Here is a 15,650-nt window from a genome sequence, read left to right on the forward strand (position 1 = left end):
CCCCCGGCCGGTGGTCAGTGCGTCATGCCGGGCATCGTCGCGCCGTCGTCCATCAGGTGCGTCGGCTCCCAGCCGGCCACGGCGGGGTCGACCATGCCCGCGATCATCGCGACGTGCGCCACGACGAGGAACACCCCGACGAGCGTCGCGTGCACGGCCAGGCGCCGGCGCCCGTCCCACCCGGCGCCGACGACGCGGGACTCGAGCAGCGTGATGCCGAGCAGCGGCACCACCCCCAGCAGGTACGCACCCACCGCCACCACGTCGACCCAGCCGCGCCAGCCGCCGCCCACCGTGAGCGGGACGACGGCGTGCCGCAGGAGGTAGACGACGACGCCGACGAAGTACACGCCCGCGACGAGCCCGGCGTACCGGTTCAGCGCGGCGACCGCGCGCGGGACGGCGGGCCGGAAGAGGACCGCGAGCTCCGTGACGGCGAGGGTCTCGGCCAGGACCACCGGGACGGCCATGAACAGCAGCAGGTTCCACGGCTGGTTGTCCGCCAGGAGGCCCATGTAGTGCGTCGAGCCCATGTCCTCGCCCGCCGGCCAGACGGGCAGGGCGAGCGCCACGCCGACGACCACGAGCAGGGCGACGGCCAGGACCGCGGCACGGGCCGTGGTCCCCGGGTCGGCGCGGCGCGGCGCGGGGTGCGGGGCGGTGCCCGACGCGGACGGTGCGGTGGTGGTCATCTCGGCCTCCTCGGTGCGCCGGGCGGTCCGGCACCACCTCACGGTCCGGCGGGCCTGCTGAGCCGTCCCTGCGGAACGATGAAGAGCCGATGAAGCCCGTGGCGCGGCGATGCCACGGCAGGGCCGTCCGGGACCAAGGGCCCCGAGGTCAGCGCGCTGCCGGGCCCTGCGGGAGGAGCGCAGCGGCCAGCAGCGGGGCCGGGACCGCCCAGACGGGGCCGTCGAGATCGAGAAGCGTCTTCGTCGCGACGATGCCGTAGCCGAACCGTCCCGTGATCGTCCTCGCCTCGCCCTTCCACCCTCGGTCGACCCACTTGCACTCGATCGGCGTCGTGCTCGTGGCGCCGTCGGGTGACGGGACGGTGACGGGAGCGAGGTCGATCTCCCGGTCGCCTCCGGTCCGGGTGTAGCCGATGGTGTCGCCGTGCAGCCACCGGCCTTCGTCGAGCTCGTCGACCGCACGGGCGAGCGTGACGGCGACCGTCGCCTCGGTCAGTCGCGTCATGTCGGGCGCGCCCACCCCCGCCCGGCGGCGCTGCGGGAGCCAGGCGAGGAGCGGGTCGGTGAGGTAGTACTTGGCCTGCGTGCGTGGGACGAACCGGCCGTCCTCCCGCTGGGGGCACCGGAGCAGTGCGTGGCTCGCGATCATGCGGCGCAGCCGGAGGTCGAACGTGTCCTTGCTGGCGTAACCGAGGTCCTGCGCCGCAGAGGCGACGCTCAGCGGGCTCGTCGCGCGGCGGCTCAGCGCGTCGAGGAGGAGCGGGATCGACTCCGGACCTGCGGTCGGCTCCACGTCGCGGTGCAGCCAGGCCTCGAGATCGGCCATGTAGCCGTCGGTGACTGCTCCGAGCTGGGCGTGCTCGGCCACGGCGCGCGGGAACCCGCCGCTCGTCAGGTAGGACTGCCAGGCCAGGTCCAGGTCGTCCACGAACAGCTCGTACGAGGCGAAGGTCCGTCGCGCCTCGGCGCCCTGGAGGGCGCCAGGGTGGAGGGTCTCCGGGAGCGCCAGGTTCGGGAGCGTCGCACGCACGTGGTCGCGGAAGCTCATCGGGAGCAGCGTCCGGCGGCGCCGTGTGCCTCGGCCCGCCCGTCCGGCAAGCAGATTGCCCTCGATGTCCTCGTCGTCGGCCCACCGGCTTCCGGTGGCCACCAGGGTGTCGTCGCCGAGGTCGGTGTTGTCGCGGGCCCCCTTCAGCACGGCGGACCATCCGCGGATCGCGCTGATCTCGTCGAAGAGCCACACGCGGCGCCGCGTGCCCTCCTGGTCGACCGAGGACGTCAGCGCGCGGCCGACGACGAGGACGCGGCGCAGGTCCTGCACGGTCATGCCGTCGCACGGCACGTGGATGATCTGCCGCGGGTCGACGTCGTCGCGCGTGCACAACCGCTCGATGGTCTGAAGAAGGGTGACCGACTTGCCGATGCGGCGCGGGCCCGACAGGACGACGAGCTGGTCGTCGAGGGGGCCGGTCGCGATGTCGTCGAGGATCGTCGAGCGGTGGCCCATGTCGTGCCGGGAGAGATCTCGCAAGGTCCGGCTGTCGCTGACCCATGCGGTCGGTGCCGTGCCGGAGACGACGGCGCGCCACCAGGGGTTCATCTGGGTCAGGTGTCGCCGGATCTCGTCGTCGCGCATGCCGTCAGAGTACCGAGGGCTAGCTAGAAGAGGGGGGGTTATGGCTAGGTGAGTAGCCATAACCGGGGGGGTGCTGGCTAGAAGTCCATCGGGGACGGCTCGTCAGCGGGGTGCGGGGGCGTCGAGGGAGTCGAGCAGGCGCAGGCGGTCGGCGTCGGCGGCGCCCACGCCGGTGAACACGAGCAGGGCCTGCGCGGCGTTCTCGGTGTAGAGGAACTGGCAGTCGACCTCGACCGCCCCGACGTGCGGGTGCAGCAGGGTCTTGCGGCGCGACGGAGGGCGGCCGACCTCGTGCGCGGCCCACACCTCGACGAACTCGGGCGACGTCGCGGTGAGCCGCTCGACGATCGCGCGCGCCTGCGTGCCGCTGCTCTCCGAGGTCAGCGCGGTGCGCAGCCCCGCCGCGAGGGTGCGGGACTGCGCGGCGTGGTCCCGCGGCGGGTAGAGCGCCCGCTCGGTCGCCGGCTCGGCGAACCACCGGTAGTACTGGCTGCGCCGCACCCCCGTCATCGCGGCCTCGTCGCCGACGAGGGCCACGGCGAGGCGGTTCTGCACGACGGCTTCCGCGAGGTCGGTGACGACCATGGCCGGGGTGTCCTCCAGCCGGTCGAGCACCCGCAGCACCGCGGGCGGCACGTGGTCGGCCCGGTGCCCGCGCGGCGGCGGACGGTGCCCGGCCAGGCGGAACAGGTGGTCGCGCGCGTCGAGGTCGAGGTGCAGGGCGCGCGCCAGCGCACCGAGCAGCTGCTCCGACGGCTGCGGGCCGCGCCGCTGCTCCAGGCGGGACAGGTAGTCGGTCGACATGCCGGCGCGCGCGGCGACCTCCTCGCGGCGCAGGCCCGGGGTCCGGCGGCGCGGGCCGTCGGACAGGCCGACGTCGCCGGGCGTCAGGCCCTCGCGCCGCGTGCGCAGGAAGTCGGCGAGCCCGGGACGGTCCATGCCCCCAGCGTGCGGCGCCCGCGTCCGGGCGTCCAGGGAGCGGCGGTCCCTGGATCGACGCGGCTCTGGTCACGCCTGCCGGACGGGCGCAGCGTGGTCGCCATGGATCTCACCTCCCGCACCGTCCTCGTCACCGGCGCGACCTCCGGCATCGGCCGCGGTCTGGCCGAGCGCCTGGCCGACGCCGGCAGCACCGTCGTCGCCGCCGGGCGCCGCGCCGACCTGCTCGCCGAGGTCGCCGCCCACCCCCGTGTCCACCCGCTCACCCTCGACGTCACCGACCCGGCGTCGGTCGCGTCCGCCGTCGACGACCTCCTGGCGCGGTTCCCCGCGCTCGACACCGTCCTGCTCAACGCGGGCGTCATGCTGCCCGAGGACCTGACCGCGGGCGACGACCTCGCGACCGCCGAGCTCACGGTGGCCACCAACCTGCTCGGCCCCCTGCGCCTCGCGGCGGCCCTCGTGCCGCACCTGCTCGACCGGCCCGGCGCCGCCCTGGTCACCACGACGTCGGGCCTGGCGTACGTGCCGCTGCCCGCGACGCCCACCTACAGCGCGACCAAGGCCGCGCTCGCGTCGTGGACCGAGTCGCTGCGCGTGCAGACCGCGGGGCGGCTGGAGGTCGTCGAGCTCGCGCCGCCGGCCGTGCGCACGGGGCTCATGGGGCATCAGGCCTCGCCGCACGCCATGCCGCTCGACGACTTCCTGACCGAGTCGCTGGCCCTCCTGGCCCAGGCGCCGACGCCGCCGCAGGTGCTCGTCGAGAACGTGCACCCGCTGCGGTTCGCCCGGGAGCGCGGCACCTACGCCGACGTGCTCGCGACGCTCTCGGCACGCACGCGCTGAGCCCGTCGCACTGCCGCGTGCCCCGGCCCGTCCGCGCTCATCGGGCGGGCCGCGGCGCGTCGGGCGTGAGGACCTGGACGCCCGCGACGTCCAGCGCGGCCGCCAGGTCGGGCGGCGGTGCTGCGTCGGTGACGAGGTAGTCGGCCCGCCCGAGGGCCGCCACCTGGGCGAACAGGCGTCGGCCGAGCTTGGAGGAGTCCGCGAGCACCACGACGCGCGTGGGCGGCGGCCGTCGGGCCGGGCGCCGAGCGGTACGCGCGGGGTGACGCGTTCACGGCGGCCGACCTGGTCGCGGTCGCCGCCGGACCCGTCCAGCCGGCAGGCGCCGCGCTCGCCGAGGCGGTCGCCGGCCAGGGCGTGCACGCGGTCCCGGCGCACGCCGTCGACGTGACCACGCCCACGACGATCGGCCTCGGGGACACGTTCGTCGGCGGGTTCCTCGCCGGCTCCGGTGGTGACGCCCCCGCTCGTCGCACCGCCCGTCCCCGTCCTGCTGCCGCCGAACCAGCCGGCGGACCGGTTCTACGCCGGCGTCGCGGGCCTGGCCGCGTTCCGGGGCGTCCCCGGGGCCGGCACGCACGTCCCCGAGGACTGGGTGGCCTCGACGACCCCGCTCTTCGGTGAGCCCGAGCGCGGCCTCGCGCGGCTGCTCGACGGGCGGCTGCTGCGCGACGCGCTCGACGCCGACGCCGTGGGGTGGTTCGGGCCCGCGCACGTCGAGGCGTACGGGTCCGCGCCGGAGGTGCTGGTCAAGCTCCTCGACGCGGGGGAGCGGCTGCCCGTGCACGTGCACCCGGACGTGCCGTTCGCGCTGCGCCACCTGGCGTGCCCGCACGGCAAGACCGAGGCGTGGGTCGCGCTCGCCCCGGCGCGCGTGCACCTGGGGTTCGTCCGCGACGTGCCCGCCGACGAGCTGGCGCGCTGGGTCCGCGGGCAGGACGCGGCCGCGATGCTGGCGGCGATGCACGCGCTCGACCTGGCGGCGGGGGACACGGTGCTCGTGCCCGCCGGGCTGCCGCACGCGATCGGCGCGGGCGCCCTGGTGGTCGAGCTGCAGGAGCCCACCGACCTGTCGGTGCTGCTCGAGCGGGACGGGTTCGGCGTCGACGGCGCCGCCGACGGGCACCTGGGGCTGGGCCACGGGCTCGCGCTCGGGGCCGTCGACCGTCGCGGCTGGTCGGCTGCCGACGTCGGGGCCCTGCGCACCGCGCGTGCCGACGACGTCGGGCCGCTCCTGCCCGGCGCGGAACGGTGGTTCCGCGCCGAGCGGCACCGCGGCCCGGGCCGCTGGGACGCCGGGTACGCGGTGCTCGTGGTGGTGGCCGGCGCAGGCACGCTCACCGCGGCGGACGGCACGACCACGCCGCTGGCGGCGGGGCAGACGTGGCTGGTGCCGCACGCGGCGGGCGTGTGCCGGGTCGCGGGTGCCGACCTCGAGGTGCTCCGCTGCCGACCGCCGCTGCCCTGAAGCCCCGGCGGGCCTCAGGTGAGCGGCGTCGCGGCCTCGCTCCCGGTCGGGGCCGGTGCCGCGCCGGACGCGGGTGACGGCGCGGTCGACGCCGCCGACGCGTCGTCGGGCACGAGCCGCAGCCGCGAGCGGGGGCGCGGCGCGGAGTCGGTGACCCGGGCGTCCGCCCACGCGTCGGCCACGTCCAGCAGGCCGCGGGTGCGGCGCAGCAGGTCCAGGCGCTGGTCGCGCTCGAGGTCGGGCACGGGCGGGTCCCGGTCGGGGTCCCCCCACGCGTCGAACGGCGTCGCCCCGGGCGCGTGCGCGCGGAACTGGTGCGCGAACGTCGCCGACCACTGCGCGAACCCGGCGGTCGCGGTGCGCAGCCGCACCCAGCGGTGCACCTGCCACCCCGGCGCCGGCACCACCGCGGGGTCGTCGCCCGCGAAGCGCTCGACGAGCCGCGCGGCACCGGCCCGGCCGCGGGCGGCGAGCGACGTGACGGTCGCGGGCGGCATCGCGAGGTTCATGCCGCCCTCGTCCTCACCCTGGAACACCGTGACGACGCGGTCCCGGTTGCCGGGCATGACGAGCTGCCCCTCGTCGACCCAGCCGCGCGCCGTCTCGACGACCTGGACGAGGAACGCACCCATGCCCGCGAGCCCGCGGGTGGGCAGCTGGTGGAACGGCAGCCGCGTGCTCTCGCCCCACGTGGTCGGCAGCGACGTGTTCTCCCGCTCGTCGGCGGCCCGGTCCCGCCCCTCGGGGAAGGGGCGCAGGTCGATCGCGAACGTCGGCCGGGTGGCCAGCGGGGAGTCGAAGAAGTGCACGGGCAGGTTGGCGCACACCCCGCCGTCGGTGAACCAGACGGTGGTGCGGCGCAGGACGACGTCGTCGCCGTGCCCGTCGTCGTTCCGGTCGACGTGGACGAGCGGCACCGCGGTGATCAGCCCGGGGAAGCTCAGGCTCATGCGGGTGGCGACGACGACGGGCAGGTCGTCGCCGGCGGGCAGCGGCACGAGGCCCGCGTCGGCCGCGGCGGCGACGGTCAGCGGGTCGAGGCCCGCCGGCGGGTGCGCGACGATCCAGTCCAGCACGACGGGCGGGAACAGCCCCGCCCACGCGGCGCGGTCGAGGTACAGGTCCTGCCCCGACCAGGGCATCGTCGTCGGCCGGTGCTCGGTGACGTTGGTGGTCATCATCCGCAGGTCGACGCCGTGGTCGCGCAGGTCGCCGAACGTCAGCGGCGGTCCGTCGTCGGCGCGCCCGGCGAGCCGCTGCAGGGTCTGCGCGAGCCACGGCGTCAGCGCGGCCGCGTCGCCGTGGTCCACGCCCGGCATGCCGGTGCAGATGCCGTACCCCTGCGCCGTCATCGCGCCCACGGACCGCACGACGCCCAGCAGCACGGCCACGGCGGCGCCGACGACGACGAGCAGCACCCCGGCGACGCCCCCGGACCAGCGGGCCGCGCCGCCGGCCGTCCAGGCCAGGGCCGTGGCCGCGACGCCGGGGACGGCGCCCACGAGCATCCAGCCGAGGTAGCCGCGGGCCGCCGCGCGGGCGAGGGACCAGGCGCGGCCGACCGCGTGCGGCACGACCAGCAGCGCACGCCGGCGTCGTGCGCGGCGCCCCCGCGCGGCGACGGGTGCGGCGCCGGCGGGCGGCGCGTCGACCGGGCGCATCCCGCCGACGAGCACCCGGTGCAGGCCAGCCGTGGCGCGGGTCGGCTGGAACAGGTGCAGCAGCACCGAGCCGCGCCCGGGCCCGACGGTGCGGGTGAGCTCGTCCGGGAGCGCGTCGAGCAGCTCGAACCCGCCGCGGGTGCGCCCGACCTCGGCCGCGGCGGCCGCGGCGGCGGCGATCGCCCCGGCCGACGAGCCGCCCACGGACCGCAGCCGGTAGGTGCGGGCCAGCTCGCACACCGCGCGCGGGTAGACGACACCTGACGTGATGCCGCCCTTCATCACGACGTCGCACTCCAGCGGCGGGTCGGACGGGTACGTGGTCGCGGTCGCCATGGCGTCCTCCTCGGCACCGGGCACCCGGTCGGGTGTCCACCTCTGGAGGAGCGCGCGACGCTGTGACGGGATACACGCGCGGGCCGGGCAATCTCGGTTTGGGCACAGGGCCTTGTCCCTGTATCGTTCTGGACGGCCCTGCGGGGTCACGCGCCCGTAGCTCAATGGATAGAGCATCTGACTACGGATCAGAAGGTTGGGGGTTCGAGTCCCTTCGGGCGCGCAGTTCGGACGGGGCCTGGCACCGTGACGGTGCCAGGCCCTTGTCGTTCTCAGCAGGTCCTTCCCTGGACGGCGTCCATCGCGCTGGCCGAACCCCTCAGAACCCCGACGACGGGGTCGACGGGTGGACGGGACCTCACCGGCCGCGACCGGCGCGCACGAGCGCGACGCGCGGCCAGCCCACGGCGCAGCGCCGACGGGCTCAGGCCGACAGACGTGCGCACGCCGGACCGGCGTGCGCGAGGAGTGAAGCACCGATGACCACCGTGGTGGCGCTCACGCGCGCCCCCCGCCCGGCCCCCTGGCCCGGCGACCTGTCCACCGTCCCCGACGACCGCGGCGCCCAGCGCGCCCTCGTCCTGCTCGAGCTGTCCCAGCACGGCCCCTGCGACGCCGTCGTCCTGGCCGACCGCTGCGGGCTCGGCCCCGCCGACGTCCTGACCCACCTGCACGACCTCGCCGGTGCCGGCTACGTCACCGCCCGCGGGCCGGTGTGGTCCGCGGCCTCCCTGGTCGAGCGCCACCACCGCCGCGTGCGGGCCGCCGGCTGACCGAGCCGGCGCAGCACCCCCGGGCCCAAGGCCGGCAGGCGGTTCAGAGGACGTCGAACCGTGCGAGGCGTTGGGCCTTGGGCAGGATCCCGTCGTAGACCCGGTCGAGCGTCCACATGACGGGCATGAGGACCTCGGCGAGAGTGGCGTCGTCGCGCCAGGTGACGGTGGGCGGTCCGGCCGGTGAGCGGGGTGCACCCGGGATGGGGCGGAGCTGGTGGGTGACGACGGGCCGGCGGTCGCCGGCGCGGGTGAGCTCGGTGCGGTGGGCGAAGACGCGCCCGGCGGGGTGCCACGTCCAGGCGCGGCCGTCCGGGCCGGTGACGTCCAGGGCCCACCTCTCGGGGCCCCGGCGGCGCCGCTCGACGTGGATCGTCGCACCGCCCATGTCGAGCGGCATGAGGCTGTACCCCCAGACCAGGTTCTGCGGCCCCGTGCCGCGCTCGGACCGGCCGCGGGCGACCTCGCGCTCGTCGTCCCCGTGCAGGACCGCCGCGGCCAGGGTGCGCTGCCACCACGCCAGGCGCAGGGGCACGTCGCCGACCTGGACGTCCGCGCGGTGCAGGTAGGGGACCCGCCCGGTCGACCCGAGGTGGAAGCCCCGCCGCAGCAGGTCCTCGACGACGGTGCTGCCGGCTGAGCCGAGCGGTGCCCACAGGTCGACGCCGGCCGCGGCGTCGGCGGCGGGGGACGGTCGCTCGGCCGCGCCGGGGTCGTCGCGGTGCGCCGTGCTCGCTGCGGCACGGTGCCGGTCCGGTGCGGGGGCGGGGGCCGACGGGGGGTGGAAGGGGGCCTGGTGGGGCGCGAGGACCTGCTGGAGCGCGGCGCGCAGGGCGTCGGGGTCGCGGGTCTCGACGAGGGCCGTGGTGCCGTCGTGGCGCTGGATGCCGACGATGTTGGTGCCGAGGGTGGAGCCGTAGGCGCCGCCCATGATCTGGCCGTCGACGCGTTCGCCGACAGGGACGACGCCGTAGGGGTGCATGTCGGTGACGCGGAGCCGGTGGCGTCCCACGCGCAGGGTGTCGTCGGTCAGGGTGATGTTCCCGTACAGGCCGACGCTCCACATCGTGATCGCCGCGATGACCCCGGGGATGAGCGGGACCGACGCCACGTCCACCGGGTGGCCGGGGGTCGCGGCGATCGTCGCCGCGCACGCCGCTGCGCAGATGCCGAGCAGGATCCACCATGCGCGTGCACTCACACGGCGCTCCCGGTACCGAACCATGCGCGGATCCTAGGGTGCCGGCGCGACGAGCCGGTTCCGCGCTCTCCGCTCAGCCCGGTGACGTCGCAGTGCCCGGTCCGCGCGAGCGGCCCCGCCGCGAGCCCACGACGGCTACGGTCGGTGCGGTGAACCCCGCCCCCGACACGTCGCCCGGCGGTGGTGCTCGGCGGCCACCGCAGCTCCGCCTGCTGGCGGCGACCGCCGCGCTGGTCGTGGTCGCCGCCGCCGCGCTCGGGACCCGGGCGTGGAGGGCGTCGCCGGGGTGCGACGACGGGGCCGGTGGGCGCGCGCCGATCGCGGTCGCCCGGGCCGTGCTGCCCGTCGTGGACGAGGTCGCGGCGTCGCCCCACGTCGCGTCCGTCGTCGCGACGTGCCTGACGTACCCCGGGCCGGTGCGGCCCGACGGGACCGCCGCCGACGTGTGGGCCGCGCACCTCGACGTCCGGGGCGTCGACGTCGACGCCGTGCCCGGTGCGGTGCAGGCGCTGGCCGACGCCGCGTCGCCGTCGGCCCCCGTCGTCTGGTCGCTGGAGGTCGCCACCGCGGACCGGGACGTCGCCGTGACCGTCCGGCCCGGCGGTGACGCGCAGGTCGCCCGCGCCGCCGTGGAGGTCCGCAGGGCGCCGGGCGTGCGGCGGGTCGTCGCGTCCGGCGCGGGTGGCGACGCCAGCACGCTCGTGACGGTGGCGTCGACGGAAGACGTCGTCGGCGCGGTGGCGGCCGCGGCCGAGGCCGGCACGCCCACCACGACCGTCGACGTCGCGGACGCCTGGCTCGAGGTCGCGCAGGTGCGCACCGGCGACGCCCCGGCCCAGGACGTCGTCCGGGTGGCCGTCGACGCCGTGGCGTGGCCCGGGGTGTACCGGGTGGTGCTGCGCGGCGGGGGAGCGGCGAGGGCCGACCTCGCCGTGCACGTCGACGACGACACGGTGCGCGAGGACGTCGCGGACCGGCTCGACGCCGTCGCGGCCGACGTGGCGGGCGCCGCGTCCTACCGCGTGGAGTCGCCGACCGTGCAGACCGTGGGCGTGCTCGGCCCGGACGCCGTCGCGGCGGCCGCCGACGCCACGCGGCCCGCCGCCGGGGAGGACGTGCGCGCGTGCACCGGCGACGAGCTCGAGCTGGCCCTGACCGGCTTCGACGTGGCCCTCGGGTCCAGGTTCCTCCGCGTCACCGCGACCAGCGCCGCGTCCACGCCGTGCCGCCTGCAGGGCATGCCCGACCTGGCGGCGATGCGCACCTCGGGCACGCTCGTGCCCTCGCTGACCCTGGAACCGGCGCGGTCACGGCCCGCCGAGCCGGCCGCCGTCGTGCTGCAGCCCGGGCAGGCCGCGACGTCGGAGCTGCGGTGGGGGGCCATGTCGACGTCGCAGGACCCGGACACGACCGTCGCCCTGCTCGTCACCGCCGTGCCCGACGGGCCGCAGGTCACGCTGCCCGTCGCGCAGGCGGTGCCTGACGACCCGCCCGGCACGGCATCCGTCGACATCCTCCACGGCGCGACCGTGCGCGTGGGCGACTGGGCACCCTCCCCGTCGCCCTGACGCCGCACGCACGTGCCGTCGACGGGTCGGGCCTCGGGGCGAGCGGTAGCGCCGAGGGCCCCGCGCCCGCCGAGGCTCACTCGACGACGAGCGTCTGACCGCTGATCTCGACGGTGAGGCCGGCGGCGTCGGGAGCGTCGTCGGGCAGCGCGACGACGCTGGTGGTGGGGGCCAGGTCCGCCGTGCACATCGCGTCCGCGTACGCGTCCGGGCCCGTCAGCGTGATCGCGAGGACCTCGCCGTCGGCGTCCCACTGCACGTCGGTCGGCAGGATCGGGCAGCTGCTGCTGCTGACGGTCACCACCTGGAGCGTCCGCGGGTCCTGGCCCGCGACGACGGCCACGTCCTCCGTCTCGACGCCGTCCGGCGCCCCCGGTGACGTGGTCTCGGCGATGTTCGGCGGGAGCCCCCCGTCGGTCGGCAGCCCCGCGTCCGTCGGCCCCGCCGACGCGCTCGCGGCCGCCGTGCTCGCCTCGGCCCCGGGCTCCGCGCTGCCCGCGCACCCCGCCAGCGCCAGCGCCAGCACGACCGCGCCGGCCGTCGTCGTCGCTCGTCGTCCCACGGTCAGCCCCCGTCGTCCGTGCGGTCGTGGCGCCGCGTCGCACGACGTCAGGACCCCACTATGGCGCCGTCCGCGGTGGTCCGCGAGGTGACGGGTCAGCCGGCGGCCGCGTCCGTCCGTGCCCGCAGCTCGTCCAGGAGCCCGCCGGGGAAGAGTCCCGCGGGGACGACGAACGTCACCGACGTGCCCCGCTGACGCAGGAGCACCACGTCGCCGCTGCGGCGGACGCGGGAGAACGCCCGGTAGGCGACGGACGACTCGCCGAGCGGCGTGCGCAGCCACAGCTCGGTGGCGCGCAGCTGCGCCGCGTACGCGCCCTCGGGCGCGAGCCGCCGGATCCGCCGCGCGGTGTCCCAGAAGGTGAACGGCACCGTGACCGCCACCGCGACGGCCAGCAGGACGGCCACGACGACGGGCTCGCGGACCACCGCGTACGCGGCGAGAGCGATGACGACCAGGCCCACGGGCAGCATCCACCAGCCGGTCCGGAGCATCTCCCCGACCAGCGCGCGCGCCGCCTGGCGCGCGAGGTCGCCCTCCGGGGTGCAGGTCACGAGCTCCCGGTCGTCGGCGTGGTCCATGCCGCGCACCCTAGGTCCCCGGGCGGCCGCGCGGTGCGGGGCCGGCGTGCCGCGCCGCGGCGGCACGGTCGCGGATCTCGGCTAGGTGGTGGTCGGTGAGCAGCGCCGCGGGGACCAGCCGCATCGCGCGCGGGCGGTCGGTGCGCACGTCCACGACGCCGTCGCCGGCCCGCACCGAGACGATGCGGCCGTACCGCACGAGGGACCCGCCGCCGTGGTTCTCGGTCCACAGCCCGTCGGGCCGCAGCTGCGCGTCGACGCGTGACCCGACGGGGAAGAGCCGGCCGACGGTGCGGTCGACCCGCCGGCGCTGGACCGTGAGCAGGAGGGCGAGGAACGGGCCGCCGACGACCCCGGTGACGACGAGGACGGCCGGGACCCACGCGGCCGGCCCGTCCGGCAGCGTCTCGAGCAGGGCCACGACCAGCAGCGCCGCCCACCCGACGGCGAGCGGCGGCACGACGACGCGCCGGGCGGCCCGGGCGACGTGCCGCCGGGCCGCCCGCACGAACGCCTCGTCCACGACCGTGGTCAGCAGCGGCGCGTCGGGGTCGGCGGTCACGGGCCGAGCGTAGGGCGCGACGTCCACGACCGGGCGTCAGTCGAGCGGCGCGGTCCAGCGCAGGAGAGCGCCGCGGCCCGAGGGCGGGCGCAGCAGCGAGAACGTCCCGCCGGACTCCTCGGCGCGCTGGGCGAGGTTGCGGGTCCCGGACGCCCGGGTGGGCGACGGCGGCACGCCGACACCGTCGTCCTCGACCTCGACGGTGACGGAGCCGCCCGTGCCGGAGACGACGACCAGGCGCACCGACACCGCCGCCGAGCGGGCGTGCCGGGCCACGTTCGACAGGCCCTCGCGGACCACGGCCACCACGTTGTTCGCGCGCCCGGGGGCGACGAGGTCGTCGATGAGCCGCTCGTCCACCGGGTCGGGGGCGCCGAGCGGGACGACGCGTCCGTCGACGTCGACGCGCAGCGCGGGGGTGAAGCCCAGCGACGTGCGCGCCAGCTCGACCTCGGACCGGACGCGCTGCACGAGCGGCACCGTCGCCCCCGGGTCGTCGAGCGTGCGCACGATGACGCGGATCTGCCGGATGCCCGCGTCGACGTGCCCCACGGCCTCCTCGAGGACCTGCGCGACCGGGCCCTCCGGCACGTGGTCGCGGCGCACGCCCTCGATCTGCATGCCCGCGGCGAACAGCTGCTGGATCGCGAGGTCGTGCAGGTCGCGGGCGATGCGGGTGCGCTCGTCGCTGAGCACCGCCTGCCCGCGCAGCCGCTGCGCCTCCGCGAGCACGAACGCCAGGGCCGCCTGCCCCGCGAACGACTGCGCGAGCGCCAGGTCGTCGTCGGTGAACGGCACGGCGCCCCGCGCGCGCAGCAGCAGGAGCACCCCGACGCCCTGACCGCTCGCGTGCAGGGGTGCGACCAGCGCCGGACCGTACGTGCGCAGCGCCGGCTCCACGCCGTCGGCGTCGCACAGCGCCCCGACGAGCATCCCCTCGCCGGTGTCGAACGCGGTGTGCACCCGCACGTCCGCGGACACGTCGATGCCGAGCAGCGCCCCCGGGGCGGCGCCGTCGACGAACTCCACCAGCAGCCCCAGGTCGGGCGAGGGGAGCGCGAGCACGGCGACGTCCGCGCCACCGATGGTCCGGGCCGCGCCCGCGATGCGGTCCAGCACGTCCTCGGGGTCCGTGCCCTCGAGGAGCATCGTCGTGATCTCCTGCCCGGCGGACACCCACTCCCGCCGCCGGCGCTCGCGCTCGTACAGCTGCGCGTTCTGCACCGCGACGGCCGCGGCCGCGGCGAGCGACAGCACGACCTGCTCGTCGGCGGCGTCGAACCCGCCCGGCTTCTCCGACAGGTACAGCGTCCCGTACCGCGCGCCGCGCACCCGGACCGCCGCCCCCAGGAACGAGCCCATCGGCGGGTGCCCCGGCGGCAGGCCGCGGAACGCCGGGTGCTGCGTGAGGTCCTCCAGGCGCAGCACACCCACGTCGGGGATCGACCCGAGCACGCCCCACGCGTGCGGCGCGTGCCCCAGCGCCGCGACCGTCGCGTCGTCCACACCGCTCTGCACGAACGTCTGCGACGCGCCCTCGTCGTCGACGATGTTGATCGCGCCGTACCGGGCACCGGTCAGCGCCGTCGACGCGGCGACGAACCGCTCCAGCAGGCTCGGGGTGTCGAGATCGCCCGCGAGGTCGAGGATCGCGGCCAGCAGCTGAGCCGTCGCCTGCGTGCCGTCCACGTCCTGCGACGTCGGTCCCACGGGTCCCCTCCTCCGATGGCCGGACGTGCACCGGCGGTCGAGCACAGGGTAGAGGCCAGGGACCAAGGTCCCGGACCGTACGGTCCGAGCGTCACCCGACGGGTCGGTGGCGGCCGGGCGCGCACGACACCGGGACGACACCTGCCCGACACGTCCGTGCACGTCAGCGCCGTACGATCCCGCCCGTGCCCACACCCCTCGTCGTCGACACCGACACCGCCGCCGACGACTGCTTCGCCCTCCTCATCGCCCTGCTCGACCCCCGCGCCGACCTGCGGGCCATCACGATGGTCGCGGGCAACGTCGGGTTCGAGCAGCAGGTCGAGAACGCGTTCCTCACCCTCGAGGTCGCCGGCCGGCCCGGCGGGGTCCCCGTCCACCTCGGCGCCCGCACCCCGCTCGTCCGGCCCTGGGTCAGCGCCGAGGACGTGCACGGCGACGGCGTCGGCGGCCAGCGCCGCACCGGCACGCACACCCCCGCGGACGAGCACGCCGTCGACGCCCTCGTGCGCCTGGCCGCCGAGCACGCGGGCCGCCTCACCGTCGTCGCGATCGGCCCGCTGACCAACATCGCGCTCGCGGTCCGCCGCGACCCGGCCTTCGTCACGAACGTCGCCGAGCTCGTGATCATGGGCGGGTCCATCAACGGCGCGGGCAACATCACGCCGGCCGCGGAGTACAACGTGTACGTCGACCCCGAGGCCGCCGACGTCGTGCTCCGCGCCGGCTTCGCCCGCGTCCGCATGGTCACCTGGGACCCGGTCACGCTGCAGGGCACCGTCTTCGGGCCCGAGCGGATCGCGCAGATCGACGCCCTCGGCACCACGCTGTCGCGGTTCTTCGTGCGCGCCAACCAGGCGACGTACGACTTCGACGTCGCCGACGGCATCCCCGGGTCCACGCACCCGGACTCCCTCAGCGTCCTGCTCGCCCTCGACGACTCCTACGTCCTCGACGAGGGCGAGTACGCCGTGGCCGTCGAGCTGCGCGGCGAGCACACCGCAGGCGCGACGGTCTTCGACGCCCGGGCCGCCCACCGCCCCGTCCGTGCCCCGCGCGCCGTCGACGGCGAGCGCTTCTTCACCTACGTCCGCGACCTGCTCGCGACCCGCTGA

The 15,650-nt window shown here is 76.7% G+C and carries 15 protein-coding genes and 1 tRNA gene; 6 read left to right on the plus strand and 10 right to left on the minus strand.

Annotation, left to right across the window (positions count from 1 at the left end; genetic code table 11):
• Positions 1 to 14 precede the first annotated feature (14 nt).
• The 3 genes from BKA21_RS12780 to BKA21_RS12790 all read right to left on the minus strand — a co-directional run bounded on the left by BKA21_RS12780 (position 15) and on the right by BKA21_RS12790 (position 3,267).
• The gene (locus BKA21_RS12780; RefSeq protein ID WP_140459472.1) at positions 15 to 692 is read right to left on the minus strand and encodes a DUF6803 family protein; all 678 of its coding nucleotides are present in this window, start codon (positions 690 to 692) and stop codon (positions 15 to 17) included.
• Positions 693 to 840: 148 nt separating this feature from the next.
• Complete coding sequence (locus tag BKA21_RS12785; protein WP_170209036.1) at positions 841 to 2,328, minus strand: AAA family ATPase; 1,488 nt, start codon at positions 2,326 to 2,328, stop codon at positions 841 to 843.
• A 102-nt stretch (positions 2,329 to 2,430) separates the two neighbouring features.
• A complete protein-coding gene (locus tag BKA21_RS12790; protein ID WP_140459474.1) occupies positions 2,431 to 3,267 on the minus strand; it encodes a helix-turn-helix transcriptional regulator in 837 nt (278 codons plus the stop codon).
• A 102-nt stretch (positions 3,268 to 3,369) separates the two neighbouring features.
• Here BKA21_RS12790 and BKA21_RS12795 point away from each other — a divergent pair, with 102 nt between their 5' ends.
• Positions 3,370 to 4,113: an SDR family oxidoreductase gene (locus BKA21_RS12795; protein ID WP_140459475.1), complete on the plus strand. Its 744-nt coding sequence runs from the start codon at positions 3,370 to 3,372 to the stop codon at positions 4,111 to 4,113.
• A gap of 37 nt (positions 4,114 to 4,150) precedes the next feature.
• Here the strand turns inward: BKA21_RS12795 and BKA21_RS12800 are convergent, their stop codons facing one another.
• The gene (locus BKA21_RS12800) at positions 4,151 to 4,321 is read right to left on the minus strand and encodes a hypothetical protein (protein ID WP_239072827.1); all 171 of its coding nucleotides are present in this window, start codon (positions 4,319 to 4,321) and stop codon (positions 4,151 to 4,153) included.
• Between the two features lie 246 nt (positions 4,322 to 4,567).
• Between BKA21_RS12800 and BKA21_RS12805 the strand changes: the two genes are divergently transcribed.
• A complete protein-coding gene (locus BKA21_RS12805; RefSeq protein ID WP_140459476.1) occupies positions 4,568 to 5,581 on the plus strand; it encodes a cupin domain-containing protein in 1,014 nt (337 codons plus the stop codon).
• Between the two features lie 14 nt (positions 5,582 to 5,595).
• Here BKA21_RS12805 and BKA21_RS12810 read toward each other — a convergent pair whose 3' ends face one another.
• Positions 5,596 to 7,578 carry a patatin-like phospholipase domain-containing protein gene (locus BKA21_RS12810; protein ID WP_170209037.1) on the minus strand — a complete coding sequence of 661 codons (1,983 nt, stop codon included), beginning with the start codon at positions 7,576 to 7,578 and terminating at the stop codon, positions 5,596 to 5,598.
• 150 nt (positions 7,579 to 7,728) lie between these two features.
• On the opposite strand from BKA21_RS12810, the gene BKA21_RS12815 reads away from it, so the two are divergent.
• Together BKA21_RS12815 and BKA21_RS12820 are read left to right on the plus strand one after the other, a co-directional pair.
• A tRNA-Arg gene (locus tag BKA21_RS12815) sits at positions 7,729 to 7,801 on the plus strand.
• 256 nt (positions 7,802 to 8,057) lie between these two features.
• Positions 8,058 to 8,351: a helix-turn-helix domain-containing protein gene (locus BKA21_RS12820; protein WP_140459478.1), complete on the plus strand. Its 294-nt coding sequence runs from the start codon at positions 8,058 to 8,060 to the stop codon at positions 8,349 to 8,351.
• Between the two features lie 43 nt (positions 8,352 to 8,394).
• On the opposite strand, the gene BKA21_RS12825 is transcribed toward BKA21_RS12820, so the two are convergent.
• Positions 8,395 to 9,552, minus strand: coding sequence for a hypothetical protein (locus tag BKA21_RS12825; RefSeq protein WP_170209038.1), 1,158 nt, complete (start codon positions 9,550 to 9,552; stop codon positions 8,395 to 8,397).
• A gap of 149 nt (positions 9,553 to 9,701) precedes the next feature.
• Here BKA21_RS12825 and BKA21_RS12830 point away from each other — a divergent pair, with 149 nt between their 5' ends.
• Positions 9,702 to 11,120, plus strand: coding sequence for a DUF4232 domain-containing protein (locus tag BKA21_RS12830; RefSeq protein ID WP_140459480.1), 1,419 nt, complete (start codon positions 9,702 to 9,704; stop codon positions 11,118 to 11,120).
• A gap of 76 nt (positions 11,121 to 11,196) precedes the next feature.
• Here BKA21_RS12830 and BKA21_RS12835 read toward each other — a convergent pair whose 3' ends face one another.
• The 4 genes from BKA21_RS12835 to BKA21_RS12850 form a co-directional block, all read right to left on the minus strand.
• Positions 11,197 to 11,682, minus strand: a complete 486-nt coding sequence (locus BKA21_RS12835) for a hypothetical protein (protein WP_140459481.1) — start codon at positions 11,680 to 11,682, stop codon at positions 11,197 to 11,199.
• Positions 11,683 to 11,777: 95 nt separating this feature from the next.
• On the minus strand, positions 11,778 to 12,263 hold the full coding sequence (locus BKA21_RS12840) for a hypothetical protein (protein WP_140459482.1): 486 nt from the start codon (positions 12,261 to 12,263) through the stop codon (positions 11,778 to 11,780).
• 10 nt (positions 12,264 to 12,273) lie between these two features.
• Entirely contained in the window at positions 12,274 to 12,825 is a 552-nt protein-coding gene (locus BKA21_RS12845) for a hypothetical protein (protein ID WP_140459483.1), read from the minus strand.
• A gap of 36 nt (positions 12,826 to 12,861) precedes the next feature.
• Positions 12,862 to 14,535, minus strand: coding sequence for a sensor histidine kinase (locus BKA21_RS12850; RefSeq protein WP_140459484.1), 1,674 nt, complete (start codon positions 14,533 to 14,535; stop codon positions 12,862 to 12,864).
• 185 nt (positions 14,536 to 14,720) lie between these two features.
• Between BKA21_RS12850 and BKA21_RS12855 the strand changes: the two genes are divergently transcribed.
• On the plus strand, positions 14,721 to 15,650 hold the full coding sequence (locus BKA21_RS12855) for a nucleoside hydrolase (protein ID WP_140459485.1): 930 nt from the start codon (positions 14,721 to 14,723) through the stop codon (positions 15,648 to 15,650).

This window comes from Cellulomonas oligotrophica (assembly GCF_013409875.1).
GTDB lineage: Bacteria > Actinomycetota > Actinomycetes > Actinomycetales > Cellulomonadaceae > Cellulomonas > Cellulomonas oligotrophica.

What these genes read in the sequence shown, in the direction of transcription:
- BKA21_RS12780 (WP_140459472.1), bottom strand. Translation starts at nt 692, where the DNA reads ATGACCACCACCGCACCGTCCGCGTCGGGCACCGCCCCGCACCCCGCG.
- BKA21_RS12785 (WP_170209036.1), bottom strand. Translation starts at nt 2,328, where the DNA reads ATGCGCGACGACGAGATCCGGCGACACCTGACCCAGATGAACCCCTGG.
- BKA21_RS12790 (WP_140459474.1), bottom strand. Translation starts at nt 3,267, where the DNA reads ATGGACCGTCCCGGGCTCGCCGACTTCCTGCGCACGCGGCGCGAGGGC.
- BKA21_RS12795 (WP_140459475.1), top strand. Translation starts at nt 3,370, where the DNA reads ATGGATCTCACCTCCCGCACCGTCCTCGTCACCGGCGCGACCTCCGGC.
- BKA21_RS12810 (WP_170209037.1), bottom strand. Translation starts at nt 7,578, where the DNA reads ATGGCGACCGCGACCACGTACCCGTCCGACCCGCCGCTGGAGTGCGAC.
- BKA21_RS12820 (WP_140459478.1), top strand. Translation starts at nt 8,058, where the DNA reads ATGACCACCGTGGTGGCGCTCACGCGCGCCCCCCGCCCGGCCCCCTGG.
- BKA21_RS12840 (WP_140459482.1), bottom strand. Translation starts at nt 12,263, where the DNA reads ATGGACCACGCCGACGACCGGGAGCTCGTGACCTGCACCCCGGAGGGC.